The 26,397-nt window shown below is 56.7% G+C and carries 25 protein-coding genes; 8 read left to right on the top strand and 17 right to left on the bottom strand.

Going from position 1 to position 26,397, the window contains the following annotated elements; all coding sequences use genetic code 11:
* Nucleotides 1-82: 82 nt before the first annotated feature.
* The 8 genes from nudK to DEU53_RS06935 form a co-directional block, all read right to left on the bottom strand.
* Entirely contained in the window at nucleotides 83-661 is a 579-nt protein-coding gene (gene nudK / locus DEU53_RS06970; protein WP_101763541.1) for a GDP-mannose pyrophosphatase NudK, read from the bottom strand.
* Between the two features lie 228 nt (nucleotides 662-889).
* Nucleotides 890-1,474: a cytochrome c-type protein NapC gene (gene napC, locus DEU53_RS06965; protein ID WP_101763540.1), complete on the bottom strand. Its 585-nt coding sequence runs from the start codon at nucleotides 1,472-1,474 to the stop codon at nucleotides 890-892.
* Nucleotides 1,475-1,481: 7 nt separating this feature from the next.
* Entirely contained in the window at nucleotides 1,482-1,913 is a 432-nt protein-coding gene (gene napB, locus DEU53_RS06960; RefSeq protein ID WP_110866503.1) for a nitrate reductase cytochrome c-type subunit, read from the bottom strand.
* An 11-nt stretch (nucleotides 1,914-1,924) separates the two neighbouring features.
* Entirely contained in the window at nucleotides 1,925-4,411 is a 2,487-nt protein-coding gene (gene napA / locus DEU53_RS06955; RefSeq protein WP_110866502.1) for a nitrate reductase catalytic subunit NapA, read from the bottom strand.
* Nucleotides 4,408-4,686 carry a chaperone NapD gene (locus tag DEU53_RS06950; protein ID WP_110866501.1) on the bottom strand — a complete coding sequence of 93 codons (279 nt, stop codon included), beginning with the start codon at nucleotides 4,684-4,686 and terminating at the stop codon, nucleotides 4,408-4,410. The genes napA and DEU53_RS06950 overlap by 4 nt, the downstream gene beginning before the upstream one ends.
* Nucleotides 4,676-5,146: a ferredoxin-type protein NapF gene (gene napF / locus DEU53_RS06945; protein ID WP_110866500.1), complete on the bottom strand. Its 471-nt coding sequence runs from the start codon at nucleotides 5,144-5,146 to the stop codon at nucleotides 4,676-4,678. The genes DEU53_RS06950 and napF overlap by 11 nt, the downstream gene beginning before the upstream one ends.
* Nucleotides 5,147-5,309: 163 nt before the next feature.
* Nucleotides 5,310-6,812, bottom strand: coding sequence for an L-asparagine permease (gene ansP / locus DEU53_RS06940; protein ID WP_101763535.1), 1,503 nt, complete (start codon nucleotides 6,810-6,812; stop codon nucleotides 5,310-5,312).
* Between the two features lie 279 nt (nucleotides 6,813-7,091).
* The gene (locus tag DEU53_RS06935) at nucleotides 7,092-7,364 is read right to left on the bottom strand and encodes a YdgH/BhsA/McbA-like domain containing protein (RefSeq protein WP_101763534.1); all 273 of its coding nucleotides are present in this window, start codon (nucleotides 7,362-7,364) and stop codon (nucleotides 7,092-7,094) included.
* A gap of 244 nt (nucleotides 7,365-7,608) precedes the next feature.
* Between DEU53_RS06935 and narQ the strand changes: the two genes are divergently transcribed.
* From narQ to acrD, 3 genes are all read left to right on the top strand, one after another.
* A complete protein-coding gene (gene narQ / locus DEU53_RS06930) occupies nucleotides 7,609-9,297 on the top strand; it encodes a nitrate/nitrite two-component system sensor histidine kinase NarQ (protein ID WP_110866499.1) in 1,689 nt (562 codons plus the stop codon).
* A 109-nt stretch (nucleotides 9,298-9,406) separates the two neighbouring features.
* Entirely contained in the window at nucleotides 9,407-10,039 is a 633-nt protein-coding gene (locus DEU53_RS06925; RefSeq protein ID WP_110866498.1) for a response regulator, read from the top strand.
* A gap of 195 nt (nucleotides 10,040-10,234) precedes the next feature.
* Nucleotides 10,235-13,351 carry a multidrug efflux RND transporter permease AcrD gene (gene acrD, locus DEU53_RS06920; RefSeq protein ID WP_110866497.1) on the top strand — a complete coding sequence of 1,039 codons (3,117 nt, stop codon included), beginning with the start codon at nucleotides 10,235-10,237 and terminating at the stop codon, nucleotides 13,349-13,351.
* A gap of 196 nt (nucleotides 13,352-13,547) precedes the next feature.
* On the opposite strand, the gene ypfM is transcribed toward acrD, so the two are convergent.
* The gene (gene ypfM, locus DEU53_RS23300) at nucleotides 13,548-13,607 is read right to left on the bottom strand and encodes a protein YpfM (protein ID WP_137386901.1); all 60 of its coding nucleotides are present in this window, start codon (nucleotides 13,605-13,607) and stop codon (nucleotides 13,548-13,550) included.
* Between the two features lie 404 nt (nucleotides 13,608-14,011).
* On the opposite strand from ypfM, the gene DEU53_RS06915 reads away from it, so the two are divergent.
* From DEU53_RS06915 to DEU53_RS06905, 3 genes are read left to right on the top strand one after another with little or no spacing between them, the layout of a single operon-like run.
* Entirely contained in the window at nucleotides 14,012-14,380 is a 369-nt protein-coding gene (locus DEU53_RS06915; protein WP_101763530.1) for an ArsC family reductase, read from the top strand.
* A gap of 1 nt (nucleotide 14,381) precedes the next feature.
* Nucleotides 14,382-15,509, top strand: a complete 1,128-nt coding sequence (gene dapE, locus DEU53_RS06910; protein WP_064739513.1) for a succinyl-diaminopimelate desuccinylase — start codon at nucleotides 14,382-14,384, stop codon at nucleotides 15,507-15,509.
* 19 nt (nucleotides 15,510-15,528) lie between these two features.
* Nucleotides 15,529-15,717, top strand: coding sequence for a YpfN family protein (locus DEU53_RS06905; RefSeq protein WP_008108368.1), 189 nt, complete (start codon nucleotides 15,529-15,531; stop codon nucleotides 15,715-15,717).
* 47 nt (nucleotides 15,718-15,764) lie between these two features.
* Here DEU53_RS06905 and ypfH read toward each other — a convergent pair whose 3' ends face one another.
* The 6 genes from ypfH to dapA form a co-directional block, all read right to left on the bottom strand.
* A complete protein-coding gene (gene ypfH / locus DEU53_RS06900; protein ID WP_110866496.1) occupies nucleotides 15,765-16,460 on the bottom strand; it encodes an esterase in 696 nt (231 codons plus the stop codon).
* Nucleotides 16,461-16,533: 73 nt separating this feature from the next.
* Nucleotides 16,534-18,465: a tRNA(Met) cytidine acetyltransferase TmcA gene (locus DEU53_RS06895; protein ID WP_110866693.1), complete on the bottom strand. Its 1,932-nt coding sequence runs from the start codon at nucleotides 18,463-18,465 to the stop codon at nucleotides 16,534-16,536.
* A gap of 26 nt (nucleotides 18,466-18,491) precedes the next feature.
* Nucleotides 18,492-19,361, bottom strand: coding sequence for a neutral zinc metallopeptidase (locus tag DEU53_RS06890; protein WP_110866495.1), 870 nt, complete (start codon nucleotides 19,359-19,361; stop codon nucleotides 18,492-18,494).
* Between the two features lie 214 nt (nucleotides 19,362-19,575).
* Nucleotides 19,576-20,289 carry a phosphoribosylaminoimidazolesuccinocarboxamide synthase gene (gene purC, locus DEU53_RS06885; RefSeq protein ID WP_007884822.1) on the bottom strand — a complete coding sequence of 238 codons (714 nt, stop codon included), beginning with the start codon at nucleotides 20,287-20,289 and terminating at the stop codon, nucleotides 19,576-19,578.
* Between the two features lie 144 nt (nucleotides 20,290-20,433).
* Nucleotides 20,434-21,462: an outer membrane protein assembly factor BamC gene (bamC, locus tag DEU53_RS06880; RefSeq protein WP_101763526.1), complete on the bottom strand. Its 1,029-nt coding sequence runs from the start codon at nucleotides 21,460-21,462 to the stop codon at nucleotides 20,434-20,436.
* A gap of 14 nt (nucleotides 21,463-21,476) precedes the next feature.
* The gene (dapA, locus tag DEU53_RS06875) at nucleotides 21,477-22,355 is read right to left on the bottom strand and encodes a 4-hydroxy-tetrahydrodipicolinate synthase (RefSeq protein WP_110866494.1); all 879 of its coding nucleotides are present in this window, start codon (nucleotides 22,353-22,355) and stop codon (nucleotides 21,477-21,479) included.
* Nucleotides 22,356-22,498: 143 nt separating this feature from the next.
* On the opposite strand from dapA, the gene DEU53_RS06870 reads away from it, so the two are divergent.
* Complete coding sequence (locus DEU53_RS06870; protein ID WP_101763524.1) at nucleotides 22,499-23,065, top strand: glycine cleavage system transcriptional repressor; 567 nt, start codon at nucleotides 22,499-22,501, stop codon at nucleotides 23,063-23,065.
* 140 nt (nucleotides 23,066-23,205) lie between these two features.
* Entirely contained in the window at nucleotides 23,206-23,673 is a 468-nt protein-coding gene (gene bcp / locus DEU53_RS06865) for a thioredoxin-dependent thiol peroxidase (protein ID WP_110866493.1), read from the top strand.
* Nucleotides 23,674-23,705: 32 nt separating this feature from the next.
* Here bcp and DEU53_RS06860 read toward each other — a convergent pair whose 3' ends face one another.
* Both DEU53_RS06860 and DEU53_RS06855 read right to left on the bottom strand, forming a co-directional pair.
* Nucleotides 23,706-25,298 (bottom strand): sensor domain-containing diguanylate cyclase, encoded by a 1,593-nt coding sequence (locus DEU53_RS06860; RefSeq protein ID WP_101763522.1) that lies wholly within the window; start codon nucleotides 25,296-25,298, stop codon nucleotides 23,706-23,708.
* A gap of 165 nt (nucleotides 25,299-25,463) precedes the next feature.
* Nucleotides 25,464-26,282: a phosphodiesterase gene (locus DEU53_RS06855; RefSeq protein ID WP_370445555.1), complete on the bottom strand. Its 819-nt coding sequence runs from the start codon at nucleotides 26,280-26,282 to the stop codon at nucleotides 25,464-25,466.
* Between the last annotated feature and the right edge of the window lie 115 nt (nucleotides 26,283-26,397).

The raw sequence follows: 26,397 nt of genomic DNA, 5'->3' as shown, positions 1-26,397 counted from the left end.
ATGGCCACACATTGCTGTAGCGGCGCAATTTATTGCGCGATGAATCGCGCCGCTACGAAACTGTGCGATTGGGAGATTATGTTTACGCCTGCAACCAACCGGCAATCTGCGCATGCTGCAGCAGCATAATGGCTTTACCGTCACGAATGCGGCCATCTTTCACCATCGCCAGCGCCTCCGGGAAACTCAGCTCCAGCACGGTAATCTCTTCATCCTCAACGCCACCGCCCTTGTTGGCGCGCTGTGCATCGCTGTATTCCGCGGCGAAGAAGTGGATCAGTTCAGTCACGCCGCCCGGCGACATGTAGGCTTCAAAAACTTTATCGACCTTACCCACCTGATAGCCGGTCTCTTCTATCGCTTCTTTGCGGATGCAATCTTCCGGCGAGTCGTCATCCAGCAGCCCGGCGCAGGTCTCAATCAGTTCGCCACTTTCATTGCCATTGACATAAGTGGCAATGCGGAACTGACGCACCAGCAGCACGCTATTTTTTTCAGTGTTGTACAGCAGGATGGTGGCACCGTTTCCGCGATCGTACACTTCGCGCTTATGGCGCACGACTTCGCCGTTGTTGCGGGTGAGTTCGTAGGTGAAGTTGCGCAGCACAAACCAGTTTTCTGACAGCAACTTGTCTTTGATGATGTTGATCTTTAACGACATAACCGCTCCACTGCTAAATTGAGGGAGCCTGAGATGATAGGCCGAAGCGGCGGGGAAAACTATCTGAATTGTGAGGCCGGTCGCCGTGATGGGCGCTCCTGACTCAGTGCACAGAGTGTAGCGGCGCAATGGGTTGCGCGATAAATCGCGCCGCTACGGATTGTGCAGTGGTTTGATGCGCTGCGGTAGTGATCGGCATTACGCCCATTCTTGCCGCGTTGTTAGGCCTCAAAAACCGTTGGGTTGGTCTTTCATATCGGGCAGATGGTGCGCGATACCTTTGTGGCAATCGATACAGGTTTTCCCTTCCTCAACTGCTTTGCTGTGCATCTTCGCGGCCACGGTTTTCTGCGCGGTGAAATCCATATAATCGAAGTTGTGGCAGTTACGACACTCCTGCGAATTGTTGTTTTTCATTCTGCGCCACTCGTTTTGCGCCAGCTTGATGCGATGATCCTCGAACTTTTGCGGCGTATCGATGATGCCGAAAATCTTGGCATACACCTCTTTGCTCGCCTGGATCTTACGCAGCATTTTCGGGCCCCACTCGTGCGGCACATGACAATCCGGACAGGTGGCGCGCACGCCGCTGCGGTTGTTGTAGTGCACCGTCTGCATATATTCCTGATAGACGTTATTACGCATCTCATGGCAGCCGATACAGAACTGCTCGCGGTTGGTCATCTCCATTGCGGTGTTGAAGCCGCCCCAGAAAATGATGCCGCCAGCAAAGCCCAGAATCAGTAGCGTACCGAGCGCCAGACGGCTCGGACGCCGCCACCAGCGCCAGATGCGCAGAAGTTTCTCTTTCATCATGTCCTCACTTACCGAAGCCGTCAGCCGGTTTGAAGGTGTTTTCCACCACCGGTTTGGCATCGGTTTGCGGTACGTGACACTGCAGGCAGAAGTAGCGACGCGGCGACACGGTGCTGCTCACCAGTCCATCGCGATCGGTGAAGTGCGTTGGACTAACGCGAGGCGCGCCGGTGGTGAGATAGCTCTGCGTGCCGTGACACTGCAGGCAACGGTTCACGTTTTTCGTCACCTGATAGCCATCGACGCTATGCGGGATCACCGGCGGCTGATTCACGTAGTTCAACGGCTTGCGGCTCTGCTCTTTGGGCTGATGAATGGTGCCCTGTTGCGTGGCCGTCACTTCCGGTGACTGATTGAGATCGACGCCGTTGTGGGCGTAAACCGTGCTGCCCAGCATCAGGGCGGCCAAAGTAACAAGTGTGATTAAGGGTTTCATTGCATCCTGCCTTAAATTTTAACCAGCTTGACGGCGCATTTTTTGTAATCGGTCTGCTTCGACAGCGGATCGGTGGCGTCCAGCGTGACGTTGTTGGCCAGCACGCCCGCATCAAAGAACGGCATAAATACCAGACCTTTGGGCGGCTGATTGCGACCGCGCGTTTCCACGGTGGCAAGGGTTTCGCCACGACGCGACACCACGCGGACTTTCTCGCCGCGACGGAAATTGCGCTCTTTGGCATCCAGCGGATGTATATAGAGTAGCGCCTGCGGCACTGCGCGGTGCAGCTCCGGCACGCGACGCGTCATGGTGCCGGTGTGCCAGTGTTCCAGCACGCGACCGGTACAGAACCACAGGTCGTACTCATCATCCGGCGATTCGGCTGGCGGTTCGTAGGGCAGCGCGAAAATGGTGGCTTTACCATCCGGCTTGCCGTAGAAACGCACGCCTTCACCGGCTTTGACGTAGCTGTCGTAACCTTCGCGATAGCGCCAGCGCGTCTCTTTGCCATCCACCACCGGCCAGCGCAGGCCGCGCGCCTGATGGTAAGCATCGAACGGCGCAAGATCGTGGCCGTGACCGCGTCCAAAGCTGGCGTACTCTTCGAACAAGCCTTTCTGGATGTAGAAACCAAACTCGCGCGCTTCATCATTCAACTGATCATCTGCCACTTCACTCAGTGGGAATTGGTTGACCTGGCCGTTGGCGTACAGCACATCAAACAGCGTTTTGTCGCGCAGCTCCGGATTCTGCGCCAGCAGCGCTTCCGGCCACACTTCCGCTACTTTGAAACGTTTGGAGAAATTCACCAGCTGCCACAGATCGGATTTCGCGTCGCCCGGCGCTTTCACCTGCTGATGCCAGAACTGAGTACGACGCTCGGCGTTGCCATACGCGCCCTCTTTCTCCACCCACATCGCAGTGGGCAGAATCAGGTCAGCCGACAAGGCGCTGACGGTGGGATAGGGATCGGAGACTACGATGAAGTTGCGCTCATCGCGCCAGCCCGGCATACGCTCCTGCGTCAGGTTCGGACCGGCCTGCATGTTGTTGTTACACATCACCCAGTAGGCGTTGAGCTTGCCATCTTTCAGCGCGCGATCCTGCGCCACGGCATGCAAACCAATTTTGGCCGGCACCGTGCCCTGCGGCAGCTTCCACAGCTTCTCGGCGGTGGCGCGGTGTTTGTCATTATTGACCACCATGTCCGCCGGTAAACGGTGCGAAAAGGTGCCGACTTCACGCGCCGTGCCGCACGCCGACGGCTGGCCGGTGAGCGAGAACGGACCGGTGCCCGGACGTGAAATTTTGCCGGTCAATAAGTGCAGGTTGTAGCACAGGTTATTGGCCCACACGCCGCGCGTATGCTGGTTGAAGCCCATGGTCCAGTACGACACCACGTTGACTTTCGGATCGGCATACAGCTCGGCGAGGGCGATGAGTTGATCTTTCTCCACACCGCTCATTGCGCTGGCTTTTTCCACCGTGTACTCAGAGACAAACTTCGCAAACTCGTCAAAGCTCATCGGCGTGGATTCGCCGCTGTCCGGGTTCTTCGCCGAAGCCTGACGCGGATCGGTGGAGCGCAAACCGTAACCGATGTCGGTCACGCCTTTACGTAGCGTAACGTGATTCTGCAGGAAGGTTTTATCAACCTTGTTGTTCTGAATAATGTAGTTGGCGATGAAGTTGAGGATCGCCAGATCGCTCTGCGGTGTGAACACCATCGCGTTGTCGGCCAGCTCAAAACTGCGATGACGATAGGTGGAAAGCACCGCCACTTTGACATTCTCACGGCTGAGACGACGCGCGGTAATACGTGACCACAGAATCGGATGCATCTCCGCCATGTTGGAGCCCCACAGCACAAAAGCGTCGGCCTGCTCGATGTCGTCGTAGCAGCCCATCGGTTCGTCCATGCCGAAGGTGCGCATAAAGCCAACCACCGCTGAAGCCATGCAGTGACGCGCATTGGGATCGAGGTTGTTGGTGCGGAAACCGGCTTTCATCAGCTTGGAGGCCGCATAACCTTCCCACACCGTCCACTGACCGGAACCGAACATGCCAACCGAATCCGGGCCGTTGGCTTTCAGCGCCGCTTTGAACTTCTCTTCCATGATGTCGAAGGCTTGATCCCAGCTGACCGGGGTGAACTCGCCCTCTTTGGCATATTTACCGTCGGTCATGCGCAGCAGCGGCTGGGTCAGACGATCTTTCCCGTACATGATCTTCGGCAGGAAATAGCCTTTGATACAGTTCAGACCGCGGTTCACTTCTGCCTGCGGATCGCCCTGCGACGCCACTACGCGGCCATCCTGGGTGCCAACCAGCACGCCACAGCCGGTACCGCAGAATCGACACGGCGCTTTTTCCCAGCGAATTGGCGCAGCCAGCGAGGTCGCGGCTTTGGTGACGGTGGGAATGGTGAGTCCTGCAGCCGTTGCAGCAGCAGCCGCCGCATTGGCCTTCATAAAATCACGACGACTTATGCTCATGATGCTTCCTTACAAGGTTCTTCAATTTCGTCTTGCTGCTGATAGACCAGCGATACCGCCAACACGCCAGCGATGTTGCGGCTCTCTTCAATATTGCGCAGCAGCGCGGCGCTATCCACGGCACCCAGCGTCACCGCCAGCGTGCCGCGCGCGGCGTCTTCCGCGGCGATGTCGCAATCGGCAAAGGCCAGCAGCGCACTTTTTACGGCGGGAATCGACGCCGGCCGCGCCTGAATCACCAGGCCGCAGACGTGCCAACTGTTTTCATGGTTCATGATGTAATCCTGTGGCTGAGACCGGGCAAGGCGCGATGCAGGCGCCGCAACCGGTGCAATGCTGCGGAAGGGTTTCAGGCTGTGCGATGCCGTTCGGCATCAGCTGGAAACGGATGGCTTGCTGTTCACAACTCTCCTGACAGCTGCGGCAGTTCACGCCCAGGAAGGTGATGCAGCGGTTGTCGATGCGAATGCGCTGTGGAAACGGCTCGGTTTCACGCGCGTGGAACAGCGGCTGCGGGCAAGCGTCTATGCACGCGGCGCAAAACGTGCATTCGCCCTGCAGAAAATCGAGGTGCGGCACTTCACCGGCAGCCAGGCGGATGATGTGGGTTTCGCAGGCCGAGACGCATTTGCCGCAGCCATCACAACCCTTCACTCCCCGCCACCATGGCAAAGCGATGCCGTCAGCAGACGCTACGCGCTGCCCGGTAAAGAGTTCACGTCGCGACAGCGCCATCGGTTCACCTTAAACGGGGGAAAGAGAGATGGTGCGTAAAATAACCTGACGCTAAACAGGGCTATATCACCCCAAAGGGGTAAATCCCGACGTGGGATCAAGTGAAGGGGAATTGAAATAAAAACGGGGGCCAAAAGGCCCCCGTAGATGAGAATCGCTACGATTAACGCGCGTTATCGTCCGCCAGTTTCGGCGATACATCATCCTGGTCGTCAGCATGATGTTCGTGCTCTTTCATCGCTTCGGCATTAACGCGTTTGCGCACGCCAAACCAACCCAGCACGAGCACCACGGCAATCAGGGGAATCGAGGCGATGGTGTACGTCCCGTTCGGATAGTCGAACGCCATCAGCACCAGCACGCTCACCAGGAACAGCAGCGTCAACCAGGAGGTGAACGGCGCCCACGGCAGCTTGAAGCTGACATCTTCGGCTTTACCCTCTTTGATCGCTTTGCGCAGACGCATCTGGCACACCACGATAAAGGCCCACGACGAGATGATGCCGAGTGACGCCACGTTCAGAACGATTTCAAACACCTGCGACGGCACATAGTAGTTCAGCACCACGCCGATGATGTAAACGGCAACGGTGACCAGAATGCCGGCATACGGCACCTGCTGTTTGCTCATCTTCGACATAAACTGTGGCGCAGAACCGCCCATCGACATGGAGCGCAGAATACGGCCGGTGGAATAGAGACCCGAGTTGAGGCTCGACAGCGCGGCGCTCAGCACCACGATGTTCATTACGCTACCGATATAAGGCACACCCAGTTTGGAGAAGAAGGTCACGAACGGACTTTGCCCCGCCTGATAGGCATTCCACGGCAGCAGCAGTACCAGCAGCACCACGGAACCGACGTAGAACAGGCCGATACGCCAGATCACGCTGTTGATGGCTTTTGGCAGCATGGTCTTGGGATCTTTACATTCGCCTGCTGCGGTACCTACCAGCTCAATCGAGGCGAAGGCGAACACGACGCCCTGCACCAACACCAGCGCTGGCAGCAAGCCGTGCGGGAAGAAACCGCCGTTATCGGTGATCAGATGGAAGCCGGTGGTATTGCCGTCCAGCGGTTTACCGCTGCCGAGGAACACCACGCCGACAATCAGGAACACCACGATAGCCAGCACTTTCACCAGCGCGAACCAGAACTCCATCTCGGCGAACCACTTCACGCCGATCATGTTCATGGTGCCGACAATCGCCAGCGCGCCTAGCGCAAACACCCACTGCGGCACATCGCCAAACGCGCCCCAATAGTGCATATAAAGCGCGACTGCGGTGATATCGACGATACCGGTCATCGCCCAGTTAACGAAATACATCCAGCCCGCAACGTAAGACGCTTTTTCCCCAAGGAATTCACGCGCATAAGAAACAAAGCTGCCGCTGGAAGGACGATGTAACACCAGTTCGCCCAACGCTCGGAGGATAAAGAAGGAGAAGATACCGCACACCAGATAAACCAGCGCCAGTGCAGGACCGGCCATTTGCAGGCGCGCGCCAGCACCGAGGAACAGACCGGTACCGATAGCACCGCCGATGGCGATCATTTGTACCTGGCGGTTACCCATTGCTTTGTGGTAACCGCTGTCGTGCGAGTTGAGCCAGCGTCTTTTCGCAGCGCGTTGTTCGGCTGCGGTTTTTTTAGTTGATTTCATAGCTATCCTGTTTGTCCTGACCATCAATCACCGCGTAACCAAACGATTGCGTATGGCGGTGCGAAATGGGGTAAAAACCCGGTGTCACAGCGGCGGAACGATGTCGCGTGGCGGGCTGGGAATTTACGGCGATGAATCCTACCCGTTCTGCAAGAACGAAGCAAAAAATACCGCCAGGCTGCACAAGATGAATTGTAATAATCCGTCGCGGTGCACAAAAAAACCGGCCAGAGGGCTGACCGGTAAAGGGATGGCTACAGGGATAACTACTGGAGGGAATTAACGATAAATCTCTGCGGTGCCGCTCCACAGGCTGGAGTCGCCCGGAGTTTGTACACCAATAACACGATAGCCGCTGGCACCTTCCTCTTGCGCTTTTTGCGACAGATGGCGCGTTGCGTCATCCAGCGAGCCGCGTACGCCGCTGATGGAAACGGTGCCCGCGCTTTGCAGGTTTTGCGCTTGCGTGGCGCTTACGGGCTGGGCCGCCAGCGTCGAGAAACTTGCGGTGGCAAGCAGTGCAGCAGTCAGAACGGCATAACGTCTCTTCATGTGATGCTCCTGTTGTCTTCCGTTAAGGGTTAAGCGTTACAGGACTTATTATCACGCAGGGAATGAAAACCAGGTTGAGCAAGCCGTAAAGCCGTTTAATAATTCGCCAGCTTAGCGCGGGTTATTTAGAGAAAGGTAAAGAGAAAGGGTTTTCTCTGTTAAAAGTAACCTGATGTGACGAGATGTCACTCGCCGTCACCGCACGGCTGCCCTATAATCCCCCGCTCTTACAAGGGTTATTACTGTGATTGTGAAACGTCCCGTTACTCGTACCATTGCGCGCGCACTTAGCGTGATTGTGCTGCTGTCGCTGTTGACCACCGGGCTGGCGCTGATGACGCTCTCCAGCAGCCTGCGCGATGCCGAAGCGGTGAATGTCGCCGGATCGCTGCGCATGCAGATATACCGTCTGGCGTGGGACAGCACGCGCGATCCGCAGCAGTTGGATCATCACATCCAACTCTACCGGCAAACGCTGGAATCCCCGGCGCTGCAGCATCTGGAGCGCGCGTGGGTACCGCTTGAAGTGAGTAGCCGCTATCGCTATCTGCGTCACAGCTGGCCGATGCTGCAGGAAACGTTGCAGCCCAGGCGGGCACAAATCTACCAGCAGCGTGTCGCGGGCTACGTCAGCGAGATCGACCGCTTCGTGCTGGCATTACAGCATTATGCTGAACTGAAGATGCATCTGGTGGCCGCCAGCAGCCTGTTCGGTTTTCTGGCGATTGTGGCGCTGGCGTTGTGGACGATTCGCTTTATCCGCCGCAACGTGGTGCGACCGCTCAACGCGCTGGTGACCGCCAGCCAATATGTTGAGCAGGCGAACTTCGCTTTTCCGCCGCTGCCGGTGCAACAGCCGAATGAACTGGGCGTGCTGGCGCAGGCTTTTACTACCATGGCCGAACGGCTGCATTCGCACTATCGCCTGCTGGAGTGCGCGGTGCGTGATAAAACCGAAGATCTCACCCAGGCCAATCGCACACTTTCTCTACTGTATGAAAGCTCACAAATTCTCACCAGCAGCCCACCCAATCCCGAACTGTTTCAGGGATTGCTGCGTCTGGTACAGCGCCGTGAAGCGCTGACGGTGCTGAAAATTGTCAGCGAAGGGATTGAGTTTCAGGCCGGTGTGGCGGCGGATGAGGTGAGCTGGCAGCGTTTGCCGTTGATGCAGGAAGAGCAGCGGCTGGGCGAACTGTGCTGGCAAACCCACCGCGCACCGCCCGCCGACGAACTGATGCAGAGCCTGGCGAACATGCTGGCGCGCGCACTGTGGATTTGGCAGACGCAAAAGCAGTATCAGCAGATGCTATTAATAGAAGAGCGCGCCACCATTGCGCGTGAACTGCACGATTCGCTGGCGCAGTCGCTCTCTTTCCTGCGCATCCAGCTGGCGCTGCTGCGACGCAATGTCGATGGGTCGCAACCGCAGGCGCTGGCGATTATCGCTGATTTCGATCGCGCGCTGGCCGAAGCCTATCAGCAGCTACGCGAACTGCTGACCACCTTCCGTCTGACCATCGAACAGGCTGATTTGGTGCAGGCGATGCAGGCGATGATTGCGCCGCTGCAGGAGCAATCGCAGGCAGCAATCGACTTCGATTATCAGCCCGGCTTGCAGATGCTGGATGCGCAGCAGCAAGTGCATGTGCTGCAGATTGCGCGCGAAGCGCTGCTCAACGCGATTCGCCATGCGCAGGCGCACAATATTCAGATTCACTATCAGCGTGTCGCTGATGAGGACCACTTACTGACCATCGAAGACGATGGCTGCGGCATCAGCAGCCTCGAAGAGCCGCCAGGACATTATGGTCTCACCATCATGGCGGAGCGCGCCGCGCGATTATCCGGCACGCTGATGATCACCCCGCAGGCGCAAGGCACGCGCGTCACGCTGCGTTTTCCACCGCGCCCGACGCACCGGTTGAGCTGACAGATTATAGAGCGCACCTGCTGTAGCGGCGCGATTCATCGCGCAATAAACTGCGCCGCTACGGCAGATGCGTTAATGAAAGAAAGTTGCCTTTGATACTGGAGATATTATGGCTAACCCTTCCCTGACTATTATGATCGTTGACGATCATCCACTGATGCGCCGTGGTATTCGCCAGCTGCTGGCGCTGGAGCCCCGGCTGGACGTGGTAGCGGAAGCCAATAATGGCACTGAAGCGCTGGCCGAAGCACGCCGTTTGTCGCCGGATGTCATTCTGCTGGATCTCAACATGAAAGGCATGTCCGGGCTGGACACGCTGAAAGCGCTGCGTAATGAAGGCATCGCCGCACGCATTCTGGTGCTGACGGTTTCCGATGCGCGCAGTGATATTTATGCGATGGTGGATGCCGGTGCCGATGGCTATCTGCTCAAGGACAGCGAACCCGAACTGCTGCTGGCGCAAGTGATGCGCGGCGCTAAAGGTGAAAACGTGTTTAGCGAGGTGGTGGCCGATTATCTGGCGACGCGCCAGCCGACGTCAAACCCGTTCAAACAGCTCACCGAACGCGAACTGGATGTGCTGCAGGAAGTGGCGCGTGGCTTATCGAATAAGGAAATTGCTGCCACCTTGCATATCTCCGAAGAGACGGTAAAAGTGCACATTCGCAACCTGCTGCGCAAGCTGGATGTCCGTTCGCGCGTTGCCGCTACGGTACTGTGGCTCGAAAGCCGACATCTGTAGTCGCGCACAAAAAACCGTCACTATATTTACACTTTCTCCATAATTTACTCACGATTCTCTAATTTGTGCCGCGTAGAGTGTCTGCAGCAGGAGTCTTTCGAGAGAGCAGTTTGCACTCCGCCAGCGTGACGCCGTCCGCGCATCGCGCTCATCATAATAAAAGTAAAAAATACGCAGTTGAGGAGTGTCGGTTTCATGTCGAATTTCTTTATCGACCGGCCCATTTTCGCCTGGGTTCTGTCTATTCTGCTCTGCCTGTGCGGTACGTTGGCGATCGTCTCGCTACCGGTTGAGCAATATCCCGACCTCGCGCCGCCTAACGTGCGTATCACCGCCAACTATCCCGGCGCATCCGCGGAAACGCTGGAAAACACCGTTACGCAAGTTATCGAACAGAACATGACCGGCATCGATAATTTGATGTACATGTCCTCCAACAGCAGCAACACCGGCCAGGCCCAGATTACCCTCACCTTTACCGCGGGCACCAATCCCGACGAAGCGCGCCAGCAGGTGCAAAACCAATTGCAAAGTGCACTGCGTAAACTGCCCGCGGCGGTACAGTCACAAGGTGTGACGGTGAATAAAACCGGTGACAGCAATATCCTGATGATTGCCTTCGTCTCTACCGACGGAAGCATGGACAAACAGGATATTTCAGATTACGTCGCCAGTAACATTCAGGATCCGCTCAGCCGTGTTGATGGTGTCGGCCAGGTGGATGCTTACGGCTCGCAATATGCGATGCGTATCTGGCTCGATCCCAACAAGCTGATTGCCTACGCGCTGACCACCGAAGACGTGGTGAGCGCGATTGAATCGCAAAATGCGCAGGTGGCGGTGGGTCAGGTAGGCGGATTGCCGTCGGTGGACAAGCAAGCGCTCAACGCCACGGTGAATGCGCAGTCGATGCTGCAAACCCCGGCGCAGTTCAAAGCGGTGACGCTGAAAACCAACAGCGACGGCTCGGTGGTGACGCTCGGCGATGTGGCGGATGTGGCGATGGGCGCGGAAAAATATGACTTCCTCAGCCGCTACAATGGTCAGGCGGCATCGGGGCTCGGCATTAAGCTGGCTTCCGGTGCCAATGAGATGAACACCGACAAACTGGTGCGTGAGCGTATTGCTGAGCTGTCGCATTACTTTCCGCACGGGCTGGAAGCCAAAGTCGCTTACGAAACCACGCCGTTTGTTAAGGCCTCGATTAAAGACGTGGTGAAGACCCTGCTGGAAGCGATCCTGCTGGTGTTCCTTGTGATGTATCTGTTCCTGCAAAACTTCCGTGCCACGCTGATTCCGACTATTGCCGTGCCGGTGGTGCTGCTCGGCACCTTTGCGGTGCTCTACGCCTTCGGCTACAGCATCAACACCCTGACGATGTTCGCCATGGTGCTCGCCATCGGCTTGCTGGTGGATGACGCTATCGTGGTGGTGGAAAACGTCGAGCGCATCATGAGCGAGGAAGGTCTGTCGCCGCGCGCCGCTACGCGTAAATCGATGGGCCAGATTCAGGGCGCGCTAGTCGGCATTGCGCTGGTGCTGTCGGCGGTGTTTGTGCCGATGGCGTTCTTTGGCGGCACCGTCGGCGCCATCTATCGCCAGTTTTCGATCACTATCGTTTCGGCGATGGTGCTGTCGGTATTGGTGGCGATGATTCTGACGCCCGCGCTCTGTTCCACGCTGCTGAAACCGCTGGAGCAAGGCCATCATCACGGTCGTCGTGGCTTCTTCGGCTGGTTTAACCGCACCTTCAACGCCAGCGCAGAACGTTACGAGCGCGGCGTCGCCAAAATTCTGCGTAAAGGCGGCCGCTGGCTGCTGCTCTATCTGGCGATTATCGGCGTGATGGCGTTCCTGTTTATTCGTCTGCCCACCTCGTTCCTGCCGCTGGAAGATCGCGGCGTGTTCCTGACGCAGGTGCAATTGCCGGCCGGTTCGACGCTGCAACAAACCTCGGACGTGGTGGCGAAGGTCGAAAATTATTATATGACCCAGGAGAAAGACAATGTGGTTTCGGTGTTCTCCACCATCGGAGCGGGTCCTGGCGGTAACGGTCAAAACGTCGCGCGCCTGTTCGTTCGCTTGAAAGATTGGGAGGAGCGTCCGGGCAGCAATCGCACCTCTTTCGCCATCATCGAGCGTGCGACAAAAGCCTTCCACAAGATCAACGAAGCGCGCGTTATCGCCAGCAGCCCGCCCGCGATTACCGGCATGGGCAGTTCATCAGGCTTCGATATGGAGCTGCAGGATCACGGCGGCATCGGCCACACGCGGCTAATGGCAATGCGCGATAAGTTGCTTGAGCTGGCTGACAGCAATCCGGCGCTGTCACGCGTACGTCACAACGGCCTCGACGACAGCCCGCAGTTGCAGATTGATGTCGACCAGCGCAAAGCGCAGGCGCTTGGGGTGTCGCTGGACACCATCAATGACACCTTAACCACCGCGTGGGGCTCAACCTACGTTAATGACTTCCTCGATCGCGGTCGCGTGAAGAAAGTCTACGTGCAGGCGGCGGCAGAGTTCCGCATGCTGCCGGAAGACGTGAATAAGTGGTATGTGCGTAACAACAGCGGCAGCATGGTGCCCTTCTCTGCCTTCGCCACCAGCCATTGGCAAACCGGTTCACCGCGTCTGGAGCGCTACAACGGTTACTCTGCGCTAGAGATTGTCGGTGAAGCGGCGAACGGCGTCAGCAGCGGTACCGCGATGGACGAGATGGAGAAACTGGTTGGGCAGCTGCCGCTGGGCGTAGGCTTCCAGTGGACCGGCGCCTCCTATCAGGAGCGCTTATCCGGTTCGCAGGCGCCGGCGCTGTATGCGATTTCGCTGCTGGTGGTGTTCCTGTGTCTGGCGGCGTTGTATGAGAGCTGGTCGATTCCATTCTCAGTGATGCTGGTGGTGCCGCTCGGCGTGGTGGGCGCGCTGGTGGCAACCTGGATGCGCGAGCTGGAGAACGATGTCTATTTCCAGGTGGGCTTGCTCACGGTGATTGGCTTGTCGGCGAAGAATGCCATTTTGATTGTCGAGTTCGCCAATGAGATCAACAGTAAAGGCCGCGAGCTGATGGAGTCGACGCTGGAAGCCTCGCGTCAGCGTCTGCGCCCGATTCTGATGACTTCGCTGGCGTTTATCTTCGGCGTGCTGCCGATGGCCATCAGCAGCGGTGCCGGTTCCGGCAGCCAGCACGCGGTGGGTACCGGCGTGATGGGCGGGATGATTTCTGCCACCGTGCTGGCGATTTTCTTTGTGCCGCTGTTCTTTGTGGTGGTACGCCGCCGCTTCCCGCTAAAAGAGAAGCCACACGATTGAGCATGCCATTGCGCCGCTAAGGCTTGTGCGGACATCAGGTTCCGCGCATATCAAGTGCACACACTTGTCGCGGCGTGATTCATCGCGCGCGGTTAAATGAATAAAAAAGCCGCCATGAACATCCATGGCGGCTTTATTGTTGTGTGTGGTAAGAATTACAGCAAGTTGGGAAGTGCCCTGCTTTTCTCTTCACGCGTTACTTACGTAACATCGCTTCGATGAATTCTTTCCAGTTTCCCATTTCGGTGTCGACCATAAAACCCTCTCTTATTGTAGCGGCAATTCTACGCCGTTTTTTTCTGGTGGTGAATACGTTTCCACCTGTTATCACTATCGGCAAAAGCGTAGAAAAGCTTCAATCTGTTGAAATTGCGTACTGACGCACATTTCAGCAACTCTATAATGCGGCAGGAAAAATGGCTGACTTAAATCGGCTAGCAGAAATCTGCGTTTAGGATAATCCTTAGTGGCTTAATGATGTCGCAGGCAATTATTAAGTGCGTAAGTGAAAGCGCTTCCTGGCCCTAAGTAATAAAATTTATAACGGCTTAAGGGCCATGAAAAATGGGTGAATAAGGCCGGCTTTCACTGTCAGCGCTCACAGCCCTTAGAGCGCTGTGGTAAACTCGCGCTTTATTTTTTACTCAACGGGAATAAGCGATGACAGCGCAGTGGGTGATGTACGGAATTAAAAATTGCGACACGATTAAAAAAGCACGCAACTATTTGGCGTCTTCCGGTATCGACTACTGTTTTCACGACTATCGCGTGGAGGGCATTGACGACGCGCTGCTGCAATCGTTTATCGATCAACTCGGTTATGAGGCGCTGCTGAATACGCGCGGTACCACGTGGCGCAAGCTGCCGGAAGCCGAACGCGACGCGGTAAACGATGCCGCCAGCGCCAAAGCGGTGATGCTGGCGCAGCCTGCCATCATCAAGCGTCCGGTGTTAGCCGCGCCGAATGGCGATCTGCTGGTCGGCTTCAAAGATTCCCTTTATTCCGCCTTTATCCAGGAGAAGTCATAACATGTTCTGTCCGGTTATTGAGCTGGCTCAGCAGCTTATCCGTCGCCCGTCACTCAGCCCGGATGATGCCGGTTGTCAGGCGCTGCTGATTGCGCGTCTGGAAGCCATCGGCTTCACGGTTGAGCCAATGCACATTGGCGATACGCTGAACTTTTGGGCGACGCGCGGCCAGGGCGAAACGCTGGCGTTTGCCGGTCATACCGATGTGGTGCCGCCGGGCGACGCCAACCGCTGGATCAGCCCGCCGTTTGAACCCAGCATCCGCGACGGCATGCTGTTTGGCCGCGGTGCCGCCGATATGAAAGGTTCGCTGGCGGCGATGGTGGTGGCAGCGGAACGCTTTGTGGCCGCTAATCCGCAGCATAAAGGTCGTCTGGCGTTTCTGATTACCTCCGATGAAGAAGCCAGCGCGGTTAACGGAACGGTGAAAGTGGTTGAGCGCTTGATGGCGCGCAACGAACGCATGGATTATTGCCTGGTCGGCGAACCATCGAGCACCGAGATTGTGGGTGACGTGGTGAAGAATGGCCGTCGCGGCTCGATGACCGCGAATCTCACCCTTCACGGCGTGCAGGGCCACGTAGCCTATCCGCATCTGGCGGATAATCCGGTGCATCGCGCCATGCCGGCGCTGAATGAGCTGGTAGAAACCGTGTGGGATGAAGGCAACGAATTCTTCCCACCGACCAGCATGCAGATCGCCAACGTGCAGGCCGGAACCGGCAGCAACAACGTAATTCCTGGCGAATTCTTTGTGCAGTTCAACTTCCGTTTCAGCACGCAGTTGACCGATCAGATGATTAAAGATCGCGTGGCGGAGCTGCTCGATCGTCACCAGCTGCGCTATACGCTGGAGTGGAATGTTTCCGGCCAGCCATTCCTGACATCACGCGGTAAGCTGGTGGATGCCGTGGTGAACGCTGTGGCGCACTATAATGAAATTAAGCCGCAGTTGCTAACTACCGGCGGCACCTCCGATGGGCGCTTCATTGCGCGCATGGGTGCGCAGGTGGTGGAACTGGGCCCGGTGAACGCCACCATTCATAAGATCAATGAGTGCGTGAAAGCGTCAGATTTGCAGATGCTGAGCCGTATGTATCAGCGCATCATGGAACAGCTGATCGCCTAAGCGCGAAAGGAGAAAGGGGATGGAATTCTTTAAAGAGTACTGGTGGATCCTGGTGATCCTGCTGATGGTTGGTATTTTGATGAACGTTTACAAAGACCTAAAACGTATCGACCATAAAAAATTCATGGACAACAAACCGACGTTACCGCCGCATCGTGATTTCAACGATAAATGGGATGACGAGGACGACTGGCCGAAAAAGAAATAATCGTCATATCGCAAACGGCGCGATAACTCGCGCCGTTACGCATCCTGCTACATCATCATCACCACATCATCATCGCCCGGCTTCGCACCGCTCAGCGCCTCATCGAAGTAACGACGCGGCACAGTATAACGCAGATGATTCAGCGCCAGTTCCATGCTGCGATCGTTAATCGCGTGCGGTAAATCTTCCACCACATCCAGCGTGACATCGCCGCCCAACGAAATCAGACGTTGCTTCGCCTCTTCAGCGTGCTGCAGCGGGATCTGTTCGTCGTAATCGCCATGAATCAGATGAATGGTATTGCGCGTGCTGGCCCGCAACGGCAGCGTGGCATAGCGGCCGCTGAACACAATCGCGCGTCCCGCCAAATCCGGCTGCGCTTTCATGCCTTCCAGCACCATGATGCCGCCCTGGGAAAAGCCCACCAGCGCCGTGGCTTCGGCACGCACGCCGCTCTCTTGCTGCCAGTGACGCACCGATACCACGAACTCTGGCATGATCGCATCCACGCCCTGCTGTTCCGAACGATCGTGCGGCGGAATATCGGCAAACCACTGACGTCCTTGCGGCACGCTGCCCGCGTAAGGTGCGCCGACCGACACCACCAGCGCTTGCGGGAACGCTTTCGCGAACCAGCTACCAATCTGCGCCATCGAATCCGGGTTGTCGTTGATGCCGTGATACAGCAGAAACAGCTGTGCTGCACTGCTGGGTTGCTGAACAATTACATATCGTAGTGCCATAAGATCCTCCTCAAATCACTATACGCCGCTGCTGGCACAGAGATATCGGGAAAATTTGAACGAGATAATGGATTTATTGCAATGAACGCAGCCGCTGCGCCGCGTCGGGATTGAGGCAAATCAGTGCTGCGCCAGCTTCCGATCGCAGCTGGTTTATCAAGGCTTTACGCCCGCTGAGACCGGCATGTTGCGCGGCATCGGTTAGCGTCTGTTTTTGCAGCAGGATGGCATTCAACAACGGTGAAGGAGACTGGCGCACCAGCCGCTGTAGCGCCGCGTAGCTGGCTTCGAACGGGCGCTGCGCCCAGGCAAAACCGGCCAGCAGCGCCCAGTCATCCTCGTTCAACTGTGGATTGGCATCGCTTGCCAGCGTTAACGGCAGCTCAATAATCGCTTGCAGCCACGGCCAATCACGCGCCAGGCGCTGCGCTGCCTGCTGTTGTAGCGCTTCACCTGCCGCAGAGATTGCCAGCAGCGCCATCGCGGCATAGCAGCCGCTGCTGGCTTCGCGCTGCGAGCCAATCCGCACCAGCGTAAAACCGCAGGCGCGCCAGAAGCGCCACAAAGATTCGGTGTAGCCAAAACTTACCGAGAGATAATCACAATTCTGCGCCTGCTGTCGTGCGGTGGCCACCAATGCTTTGCCGATCCCACGCTGACGCTGTGACGCCTGCACCGCAATCCGGCTAATGCGCAGTGAGCGCAGCGTTGCCGCCTGCGCGAAACCGGCATGGGCCGCCAGCGATTGCGCCACCAGATTGCCACGCGGCCGACGATGACCGGCCCACACCGCGTCGGCCAGTGGCTGATCCAATCCGCCCTCTTCCACCAGCCACAGCGCGCCGGTTACCTGTTCGGCTGCACCCGCCAACCAAAAACGCATGCCGGGCGCATCCAGCATGCGCCGTAAATCCAGTGGCGAAGTGCGATAGTGCGCACTGGCAAGCAGGCGATAGCCCGCTTCCAGCGCCGTTATGTTGTGGTCCGGCGTTGCCGGATAAATGGCGATCTCATCGCTTGCGCGGCTCTCCTGCGCCTCTTCAAACAGCAACGCCTGGCTGAGCCACTGCTCCAGCGGATCGTTCGGCGACCAGCGCAACGGCTCGTCGAGCTGGAAGAGGCGCACATCCGGCAAGGTGGCGCAGAAGCGCAGCATAAAGCCGCGTCCGGTGCCTTCATAACCTTGCACGGTAGTGATAAGCAGTACGCGCGGGAAACGTTGCACCAGCTGTTGCAGGATGGGCGCGGGAATGGCGGCCGCTTCATCGACAATCAGCCACTGCGCCTGAGGCGTCGCTTCCTGCGCGAGAACGGCATCGGGAGCCATGAAACTGAAATGCTCACCAGCGAATTCTGCCAGCACCGCCGTGGAGACTTTGGCCGGCGCCGTGACTAAACAGTGTTGATTGCGCTGCGCTAGCATGCCGGCCAACGCCGATTTGCCGCGACCGCGCGCGGCGGTGATCACTGCCACGCCCGGCGGCATCGCTTCAAGCTGTTCAAGGATTTGCATCTGCTGCTGCGGCGCCTGACAGCGCCAGTCGGGCAGATGCGTTTCCACCGGATAACGCACCGCTTGATGCTGACGTTGCAACATCACCTGCGCGTCTTGCCGCATCAGGGATTGCAGATGGTGGATAAAGTGCGGCGTGGCGATCGGTTCAGCGACATCCGCCCAGCGCAAGCTGTCGGCATCGGTTTGCTTGGGCCAGCTTTCCCAATCAGGCGTTAACAGCAATAACCAGCTGCCCGCGCGTAAGGTTCCGGCCAGTGCTGCAAAAGCTTCGGCGTGAAAACCGCGGCGGGCATCAAATATCGCATGCTGGAATTCACGCCCCAGCAAGGTGCGTAAAGCCGCGGGAGCAACGGCGTGCGAGAAATCGGTGCTGTCGCTCACCGTCAGCCAGTCGCCGGGCAGCGCGGTGTGCCAACCTGTGGCCTGCTGCTGCGCCCACTCCGCATCACCCGCTATCACGCAAAGGCGGCGAATGCCTGCACGCTGCATCGCCGCCGTTTGTTCAACCAGGGAGATCACTTGCTAGCGAAGGTGTTGCACTGGCCAGGATCGCCGCTATCGAAACCGCGTTTCAGCCAGGTGTAACGCTGCTGAGAGGTGCCATGGGTGAAGCTATCCGGCACTACGCGGCCCTGACCTTTCTGCTGCAGACGATCGTCGCCAATCGCTTCAGCCGCGTTGAGTGCTTCCTGCAGATCGCCCACTTCCAGAACGTTTTGCTGCTCCATGTAATGGCCCCAAACGCCGGCGAAGCAATCCGCCTGCAGCTCCATTTTCACCGACAGCTGATTCGCCTGCGCCTGGCTCGCGCCCTGCTGCATCTGACGCACTTTTGGCTCAATGCCCAGCAGCTTTTGTACGTGATGCCCCACTTCATGCGCAATCACGTAGCCTTGCGCAAAGTCGCCACCGGCGCCGAGTTTGGTTTTCATGTCATCGTAGAATGACAAATCGATATACACAGTTTGATCGGCAGGACAGTAAAACGGCCCCATCGCCGATTGGCCAGTGCCGCAGTTGGTGCGCGTTGCCCCGCGATACATCACCAGCTTCGGCGGCACATACTGTTTGTTCATCTGCTGGAACAGCTTGCTCCAGGTATCTTCGGTGGTTGCCAGAATCACCGAGGTGAATTTGGCATCTTCGTTACTCTGCGCGGTGTTTACCTGACGCTGCTGCGACGTTGGCGCGACACTGCCGCCGCCTTCCAATAACGCGGTGAGGTCGTAGCCGTAATAGCCGGCAACAGCGACCACCACCAGCAAGATAAGGCCGCCTTTGCCGCGTGGAATGCGGATTTGCCGTCCCCCGCCGCCGCCAAGGCCAGGTGAATCATTGCGTCGATCTTCTACATTGTCGCTTTCACGACGCCCTTGCCAGCGCATGGTCTAACTCCTTTAAACATGTTTGGCATGATTTTAGTTGGCGGCAGCGGTAAGCACCAGTGTTGTAGTGACAGCACGGTAAGAATGAGAGAAATGGTGTGATAAAGGGGGAAGGAATTTGTAGCGGCGCGATTTATCGCGCAATGTCTGGAAGGTGCACCGACCGTAAAAGAGCGCGATAAATCGCGCCGCTACGGGCCGGTGCAAACAGGACTTAATCCAGCTTCACACCCAAACGCTGTGCAACTTCTTCGTACGCTTCAACCAAGCCGCCAAGGCTCTGACGGAAACGGTCTTTGTCCATTTTATCCATGGTGTTTTTGTCCCACAGACGCGCGCCATCTGGCGAGAACTCATCGCCCAGCACCACTTCGCCGTTAAACAGACCAAACTCCAGCTTGAAGTCGACCAGGATCAAACCTGCGTCATCAAACAGTTTACTCAGCACATCATTGGCTTTGAAGGTCAGCTCTTGCATGCGTGCCAGATTCGCTTTGCTCACCCAGCCGAAGGTTTCGCAATAGGATTCGTTGACCATCGGGTCGTGTTTGGCGTCATCTTTCAGGAAGAGATCAAACAGCGGTGGATTGAGCACAATGCCCTCTTCCACACCCAGACGTTTTACCAGCGATCCTGCCGCTCGGTTGCGCACCACGCACTCCACCGGCACCATCTCCAGCTTTTTCACCAGCGCTTCGTTATCTGACAGCAGCGCTTCCATCTGGGTCGGAATGCCCGCTTCCTGCAATTTGGTCATGATGAAATGGTTAAACTTGTTGTTTACCATTCCTTTGCGATCAAACTGCTCGATTCGTGCACCGTCTCCTGCTGACGTATCGTTGCGGAATTCAAGTACCAGCAGATCCGGATTATCGGTGCTGTATACGGTTTTCGCTTTACCGCGATACAACTCAGCTCGCTTTTGCATCTTGTTAACTCCAAACATGAAAGAACCCGTGTTCAGCGGTGTTTCACCGCGCGCCGATTGCGTGACGCAATCGTTTACTTCGCCGGGCGCTATTATGCCAAATCCAAAACAAAAAGGCCGGAGAATCTCCGGCCCTTTGGCAATTTATTTCAGCGCGCCTTGAATCACCTGCACCAGCGCGTCGTTCTGCGCCTGGGTTAGCACGTGACCTTTCGGATCGATGAACTGCAGACTGCTGCGGTTATCCAGATCGCCAACCTGCAACTTGTAATCGCCGTTGGGCAGTTCTGGATCTTTGGCGCCAATCTGATCCCACACGCCGCTGCCCGGCTGTTTGTAGGTCACTTTCAGGCTGCCCTGCGAACGGTTGTCATCTGTGATTTCCATGCCCACGCGTTTCAGCGCCGCTGGCAAACGCTGCCAGGTGACGTTAAACGGTGCGCGCAGAATCAACAGCGGTAAACCGGTGTCATCCGCGCCGCTCTGCACATCAATCTGTCCGGTGGCACGGTTGGCCGCCGCATCCTGGCTGGCAGAATCGACTTTATCCAGACCGGTGCTGATGTCGTTCAACATCTGGCCGGTATAGCGTTGAATCTGTGCCGGAGAAGTAACGGCTTGACCAGACTGCTGCAGTTCCAGCAAACGTACGGTCAGCACTTGCTGATAGCTCTGATTCTGCACGCTGATCTGATAGCGACCGCGATACTGGTTATCTTCGTCAGCACGGTTCCACTGCACCCAATCGGTGGTCAGCTGTTGCGAAGCGTCATCACGCTGGGCAATCGGGAACTTGTAAGACTGAATCACACCCACAACCTGCGACCAGATAGAACCGCGACTGCTTTCCACTGCCAGCACGCCCGTATTACCGGTGAACTGCGCACGCGTGCCGTTCAGCAGCGCCAGCGGCTGGGCTGGCGGACGAATATCCAGCTCTTTACCAACCGCGCCTTTCGCCACGCTGTGCGGAACATCGTAATCCCCATTCTGCAACGGCAGAATCATGCCCGCGGGGGCTTTTAAATCATGCAGCTCAGGCGCCTGCAGGTAAGATTCATCCCCGCTGACCTGGCGCTTATAACGCTGATCGTTGGAACACGCTGTGAGCAGCATCAGGGTGGAAAGGCCCACTACCGTTGCCAGCGTCGAGCGCTTAACTGAATAACTCATTGATTCTCCCTAAATTATCGCAGACCCGCTTTAATCAACGCTTGCGCCGTTTTCGTCTGACCAGCTTCGGTCAGTGGCGTCATTGGCAAGCGCAGCGTGTCATCCGCGATTAATCCTAGCTGTTTTGCTGCCCATTTCACCGGGATTGGATTGGGTTCACAGAAAAGCGTCTGGTGCAGGTGCATCAGACGCTGATTCAGGCGACGCGCTTCGGCGAATTTGCCCTGTTGCGCTAAGGCACAGAGTTCAACCATTTCACGCGCTGCAATGTTAGCCGTGACCGAAATTACGCCTTTGCCGCCCAGTTGCATGGAGTCCAGCGCCGTAGCGTCATCGCCGCTGACGATGATGAACTCATCATTAACCAGCTCTTGGATCTGTGAGACACGCGATAAGTTCCCGGTGGCCTCTTTGATTCCGATAATATTTTTAATTTCGGCCAAGCGCGCGACGGTTTCCGGCAGCATGTCGCAACCGGTACGCGAAGGAACGTTATACAGCATCTGCGGCAGATCGGTACTTTTCGCAATAGCTTTAAAGTGCTGGAACAGACCTTCCTGCGTCGGACGGTTGTAATAAGGCGTGACCGTTAAACAGCCCACCACACCGCTGCCGGTAAAGCGTTTGGTCAGAGAGATGCCTTCAGCCGTGGCATTTGCGCCGGTGCCGGCTATAACCGGAATACGGCCATCCGCCAGTTCCAGGGTTTGCATAACCACATCACCGTGCTCGTCATGGCTGAGCGTGGCTGATTCGCCGGTGGTGCCAACAGAAACAATCGCCGCGGTGCCGCTGGCAACATGATAATCAATCAGTTTTTTCAAACTTTCGCGGCAGACATTACCTTTTTCATTCATTGGCGTAATGAGCGCAACAATACTTCCGGTGAACATGGGCTATCCCCTCGACAAACAAGTGCCTCATGTTACGTTTTACATTGAAAGAAAAGCAAGCGAGCCACGCCATTCCCGCGCTTGTCAGCAGTTTTTTTTATGTTTACCTTATAGTTATTAGCGAACGTACAGGAAATGCCATTTTGTCGCAGTCACAGCCTCACCATCTGGTGATCACCGCACTGGGCGTTGATCGTCCGGGTATCGTCAATACCATCACCCGTCACGTCAGCAGCTGCGGCTGCAATATCGAGGACAGCCGTTTAGCAATGCTGGGCGATGAGTTCACTTTTATCATGCTGCTGTCCGGTAGCTGGAACGCGATCACCCTGATTGAATCGACGCTGCCGATGAAAGGTGCCGAGCTGGAGTTGCTGATTGTAATGAAGCGCACCAATGCGCGCGCCACGCCACCGATGCCCGCCACCGTGTGGGTGCAGATTGAAGTGCCGGATTCACCGCATATCATTGAGCGCTTCACCGATCTGTTCGATAAACATCAGATGAACATTGCCGAACTGGTGTCCAGAATTAAACCGGCGCAGGATGGCGTGGCACCGACGCTCTATATTCAAATAACGGCGCACAGCCCAGCCAATCAATTCAGTGCGCCCATCGAGCAGGCTTTCAATCAGCTGTGCGAAGAACTGCATGCACAAGGCTCAATTCGTCTTTATAGTGTCACCGACGATGCTAACAGCACCGTTTAATCAGGCTCCGGGTTATTTCGCCACACACTCTGCCGCTGCGGCAAACCGTGTGGTGAAATAACCCTGACGGTAAACACCACCTGGCACTTTTGCTCTTGATGGTGTATTACCCACAGCATGTAAAAAAATGGAGAGTTGTGATGAATCCACTGAAAGCCGGTGATACCGCACCGAAATTTAGTTTGCCCGATCAGGACGGCGAACAAGTAAATTTGGCCGACTTCCAGGGACAGCGCGTTCTGGTCTATTTCTATCCTAAAGCCATGACGCCGGGTTGCACCGTGCAGGCTTGCGGTCTGCGCGACAACATGGATGAGTTGAAAACTGAAGGCGTTGTTGTGCTGGGTATCAGCACCGACAAAGCGGAGAAGCTGTCACGCTTTGCCGATAAAGAGCTGCTGAACTTCACGCTGTTATCGGATGAAGATCATCAGGTGTGCGAGCAGTTTGGCGTCTGGGGCGAGAAAACCTTTATGGGCAAAACCTATGACGGCATTCACCGCATCAGCTTCCTGATTGATGCCAACGGCAAAGTTGAGAAAGTGTTCGAGGATTTCAAAACCTCCAATCACCACGACATCGTGCTGGATTATCTGAAGTCAGCCTGAGATAAACGGGTGCGCAGGCCGCACCCGGAGCGTTAATGCGTAATGCTGCTGACCAACGCATCCTGACCGGAGATCATCACGCAGTTGCGTCCGGCATTTTTCGCCTGATAAAGCGCGGCATCGGCCTGCTTGAGGCTCTGCTCCTGCGAACCACTTTCCGGCTGCCAGTCGGCAATGCCCACCGACAGCGTGACATTGCCAACCTGATCAATCCAGTTTTCTGCAATGCTGATGCGCACGCGCTCGGCCAGAATGCGTGCGTCTTCCACCGACGTCGCAGGCAGCAACATCAGGAACTCTTCCCCGCCGTTACGGCACACCACATCGGTTTGACGGGCGCTGCTGCGTAAGGTTCGCGCCACATGTTTAATCACCTCATCGCCGACGTCATGACCGAAGGTATCGTTGACCCGTTTGAAGTGATCGATATCCAGCGCCAGCACCGAGAACGGTTGGCGCATGGTGGCGAAGTAGTCGAGCACCGCGCTCAGGCCTCGACGGTTAAGCAGATTGGTCATAGGATCGCTCTGCACTTCCGATTTCAGGCGACCAATCTTATCCTGCACTAAACCAATACCGGTGAGCAGCGCGCGTTTGACCTGCGCCGCTTCGAAATACCAGGCGCGAATGCCGCCAATCTCGTTCGACACGCCCTGGGAATCCATCTGGCTGGCTTTGCGCGCCAGTTGCCACAGCGGCAGCGCAATCAGACGCGCCAGAATCACCGCCACCAGCAAGGTCAGCAGCGCAAATGGCACGGAGTTTTTCAACACTTTCAGCAGCAAGCCGGTGAGCGGCGCCAGCGTCACATCGGTGGGTTTCAACGCCACCACCATCCAGCCGGTGGTGGGCACGATGGCGTAACCGGCCAGCTTAGGCACGTTCTCTTCCGTCAGTTGCACTTCACCGTTGGTTTTCTCCTCGCGTTGGCGATCGCTAACGATGCCCGGCACGCTTTTACCAATCAGCTGGGTATTCTGGTGGTACAGCACCTGATTATTGCGATCCAGCACGTAAACATGCGTGCCATCGCGATAGAACTGCTCGCCGAGCAGCGCGTTGAGGATGCTTTTCTTCTTCAGATAGATGGTGCCGCCGACGTAGCCAAGGTAACGTCCGTCTTTGCTCCAGATCGGCCAGGAGACAAATACAATCAAATTATTGGCGGCGGAGATGCTGGGTTTGCTGACCATCGGCTGACGCTGCGCCAGCGCTTCACGCGAAGCCTGGCTGGTGAGCTGCATGCCTTTCAGCATCAGCGATTCGGGTGAAATGGCTTTCACGATGCCGTTGCTGTCCACCACCGCCACCGAGTTAAAGCTATTAGTTTGCTCACGCAGGCGATTGACTTCCTGCTGCGCCAAATCGGCATCATCAAAATCATTGCCCAGCTGCGTCGCGCTGTAGTGCAGCTGCGACTGAGCCAGCTGAAAGAAGACCTCCGTCGTCGCCGCCAGTTTAGTGGCGTAAGCGCGATTGGCTTCGAGGGTGCTTTCGATCAGGACCATACGTTGCACGCGCCAGGTGGCGTACAGCGTGTTGGCAAGTGTGATGACGATGCTGGTGATCGCCAACAGCGCGATCAGCGTGCGCAGGTCAGTTTTTGGCCGCAGGCGCGTTAGCATAGCGCACCGACCTTAGTGAATAGATTCATCGATATGTGTGCCTGACAGTCTTGTTATAGTTGGATGCACTTGCCCTGGTGAGCTAACGGGCGATTGTACACCCACAACGCAAATTGAGCACGAAGCATCCTGTCAGCCACACACAATTCTTTCTCTGCGCTGGTGCTAATCGATCAAACCGTTGGCATCGTAAAACGGCCACGGACCGGGATAATCGCCGATAGCACACAAATGCGTGCTCATGCCCTGCTGCGCATGCCAGCGATGCAGCAGAAAGCCGGGCGGCTCCAGCATAAAATTCGCCGGTGCATTTTCCGCGAGATCAAACGCCACCTGATGCGATACGCCCGGCGCCACGCACGCCAGCGTACCGGCAAAACGCGCCTGCACCGAGCGGTGCAGATGACCGCTCATCACGCGTTCCACCTGTGGATGGCGCTGAATAATCGCCGCCAGCGCCGCCGGATTGCGCAGCGGCTGGTTATCCATATGTTCGATGCCGCAAAGAAACGGCGGATGATGCAGCATCACCAGCGTCGGCAACTGCGGCTGGCGCTGCAACTGCTCATCAAGCCAGCGCAACTGCGCTTCATCCACATAGCCCCACGGCTGCTGTGGCACGCTGGAATCGAGCGCCAGCAGCTGCACGCCTTTCACCTGTATCTGCCAGTTCAGGGTTGCTCCGTGCTGCAGATAGTGATGATCCGGAAACGCCGCACGCAGCGCCTGGCGATCGTCGTGGTTGCCCGGCATCAGCAGAAACGGCAGCTGCAGTTGGCGCAGCGCCTGCTTTAACGTTTGATACTCTGCCGCGGTGCCGAAATCGACCAGATCGCCGGTAATCACCACCATGTCGGGGCGCGGCGCAAGGCGGTTTAGCGCCTCAATCACCCGCAGTAGCGCGGCTTGAGTGTCGACTTTTTTGTAGGATAAACGGCCGTTGGCCTTGATGTGTAAATCGCTGATTTGCGCGATGAGCGTCATTGCTTCAGACACAATAAAGTTTCTCCGGCTGCAAAAATTGCAGCGTAATATTTGTCAACCACGGCTATCACAATGCTTACGGTTCGTAGCGGCGCAATTTATTGCGCGATGAATC

This window comes from Pantoea sp. AG1095 (assembly GCF_003208415.1).
Taxonomy (GTDB): domain Bacteria; phylum Pseudomonadota; class Gammaproteobacteria; order Enterobacterales; family Enterobacteriaceae; genus Pantoea; species Pantoea leporis.
Note: the sequence above shows the minus strand (reverse complement) of the source record. Positions and strands in the feature narration are given on the sequence as shown.

What these genes read in the sequence shown, in the direction of transcription:
- nudK (WP_101763541.1), bottom strand. Translation starts at nt 661, where the DNA reads ATGTCGTTAAAGATCAACATCATCAAAGACAAGTTGCTGTCAGAAAAC.
- napC (WP_101763540.1), bottom strand. Translation starts at nt 1,474, where the DNA reads ATGAAAGAGAAACTTCTGCGCATCTGGCGCTGGTGGCGGCGTCCGAGC.
- napB (WP_110866503.1), bottom strand. Translation starts at nt 1,913, where the DNA reads ATGAAACCCTTAATCACACTTGTTACTTTGGCCGCCCTGATGCTGGGC.
- napA (WP_110866502.1), bottom strand. Translation starts at nt 4,411, where the DNA reads ATGAGCATAAGTCGTCGTGATTTTATGAAGGCCAATGCGGCGGCTGCT.
- DEU53_RS06950 (WP_110866501.1), bottom strand. Translation starts at nt 4,686, where the DNA reads ATGAACCATGAAAACAGTTGGCACGTCTGCGGCCTGGTGATTCAGGCG.
- napF (WP_110866500.1), bottom strand. Translation starts at nt 5,146, where the DNA reads ATGGCGCTGTCGCGACGTGAACTCTTTACCGGGCAGCGCGTAGCGTCT.
- ansP (WP_101763535.1), bottom strand. Translation starts at nt 6,812, where the DNA reads ATGAAATCAACTAAAAAAACCGCAGCCGAACAACGCGCTGCGAAAAGA.
- DEU53_RS06935 (WP_101763534.1), bottom strand. Translation starts at nt 7,364, where the DNA reads ATGAAGAGACGTTATGCCGTTCTGACTGCTGCACTGCTTGCCACCGCA.
- DEU53_RS06925 (WP_110866498.1), top strand. Translation starts at nt 9,407, where the DNA reads ATGGCTAACCCTTCCCTGACTATTATGATCGTTGACGATCATCCACTG.
- acrD (WP_110866497.1), top strand. Translation starts at nt 10,235, where the DNA reads ATGTCGAATTTCTTTATCGACCGGCCCATTTTCGCCTGGGTTCTGTCT.
- DEU53_RS06915 (WP_101763530.1), top strand. Translation starts at nt 14,012, where the DNA reads ATGACAGCGCAGTGGGTGATGTACGGAATTAAAAATTGCGACACGATT.
- dapE (WP_064739513.1), top strand. Translation starts at nt 14,382, where the DNA reads ATGTTCTGTCCGGTTATTGAGCTGGCTCAGCAGCTTATCCGTCGCCCG.
- DEU53_RS06905 (WP_008108368.1), top strand. Translation starts at nt 15,529, where the DNA reads ATGGAATTCTTTAAAGAGTACTGGTGGATCCTGGTGATCCTGCTGATG.
- ypfH (WP_110866496.1), bottom strand. Translation starts at nt 16,460, where the DNA reads ATGGCACTACGATATGTAATTGTTCAGCAACCCAGCAGTGCAGCACAG.
- DEU53_RS06895 (WP_110866693.1), bottom strand. Translation starts at nt 18,465, where the DNA reads ATGCAGCGTGCAGGCATTCGCCGCCTTTGCGTGATAGCGGGTGATGCG.
- DEU53_RS06890 (WP_110866495.1), bottom strand. Translation starts at nt 19,361, where the DNA reads ATGCGCTGGCAAGGGCGTCGTGAAAGCGACAATGTAGAAGATCGACGC.
- purC (WP_007884822.1), bottom strand. Translation starts at nt 20,289, where the DNA reads ATGCAAAAGCGAGCTGAGTTGTATCGCGGTAAAGCGAAAACCGTATAC.
- bamC (WP_101763526.1), bottom strand. Translation starts at nt 21,462, where the DNA reads ATGAGTTATTCAGTTAAGCGCTCGACGCTGGCAACGGTAGTGGGCCTT.
- dapA (WP_110866494.1), bottom strand. Translation starts at nt 22,355, where the DNA reads ATGTTCACCGGAAGTATTGTTGCGCTCATTACGCCAATGAATGAAAAA.
- bcp (WP_110866493.1), top strand. Translation starts at nt 23,206, where the DNA reads ATGAATCCACTGAAAGCCGGTGATACCGCACCGAAATTTAGTTTGCCC.
- DEU53_RS06860 (WP_101763522.1), bottom strand. Translation starts at nt 25,298, where the DNA reads ATGCTAACGCGCCTGCGGCCAAAAACTGACCTGCGCACGCTGATCGCG.
- DEU53_RS06855 (WP_370445555.1), bottom strand. Translation starts at nt 26,282, where the DNA reads ATGACGCTCATCGCGCAAATCAGCGATTTACACATCAAGGCCAACGGC.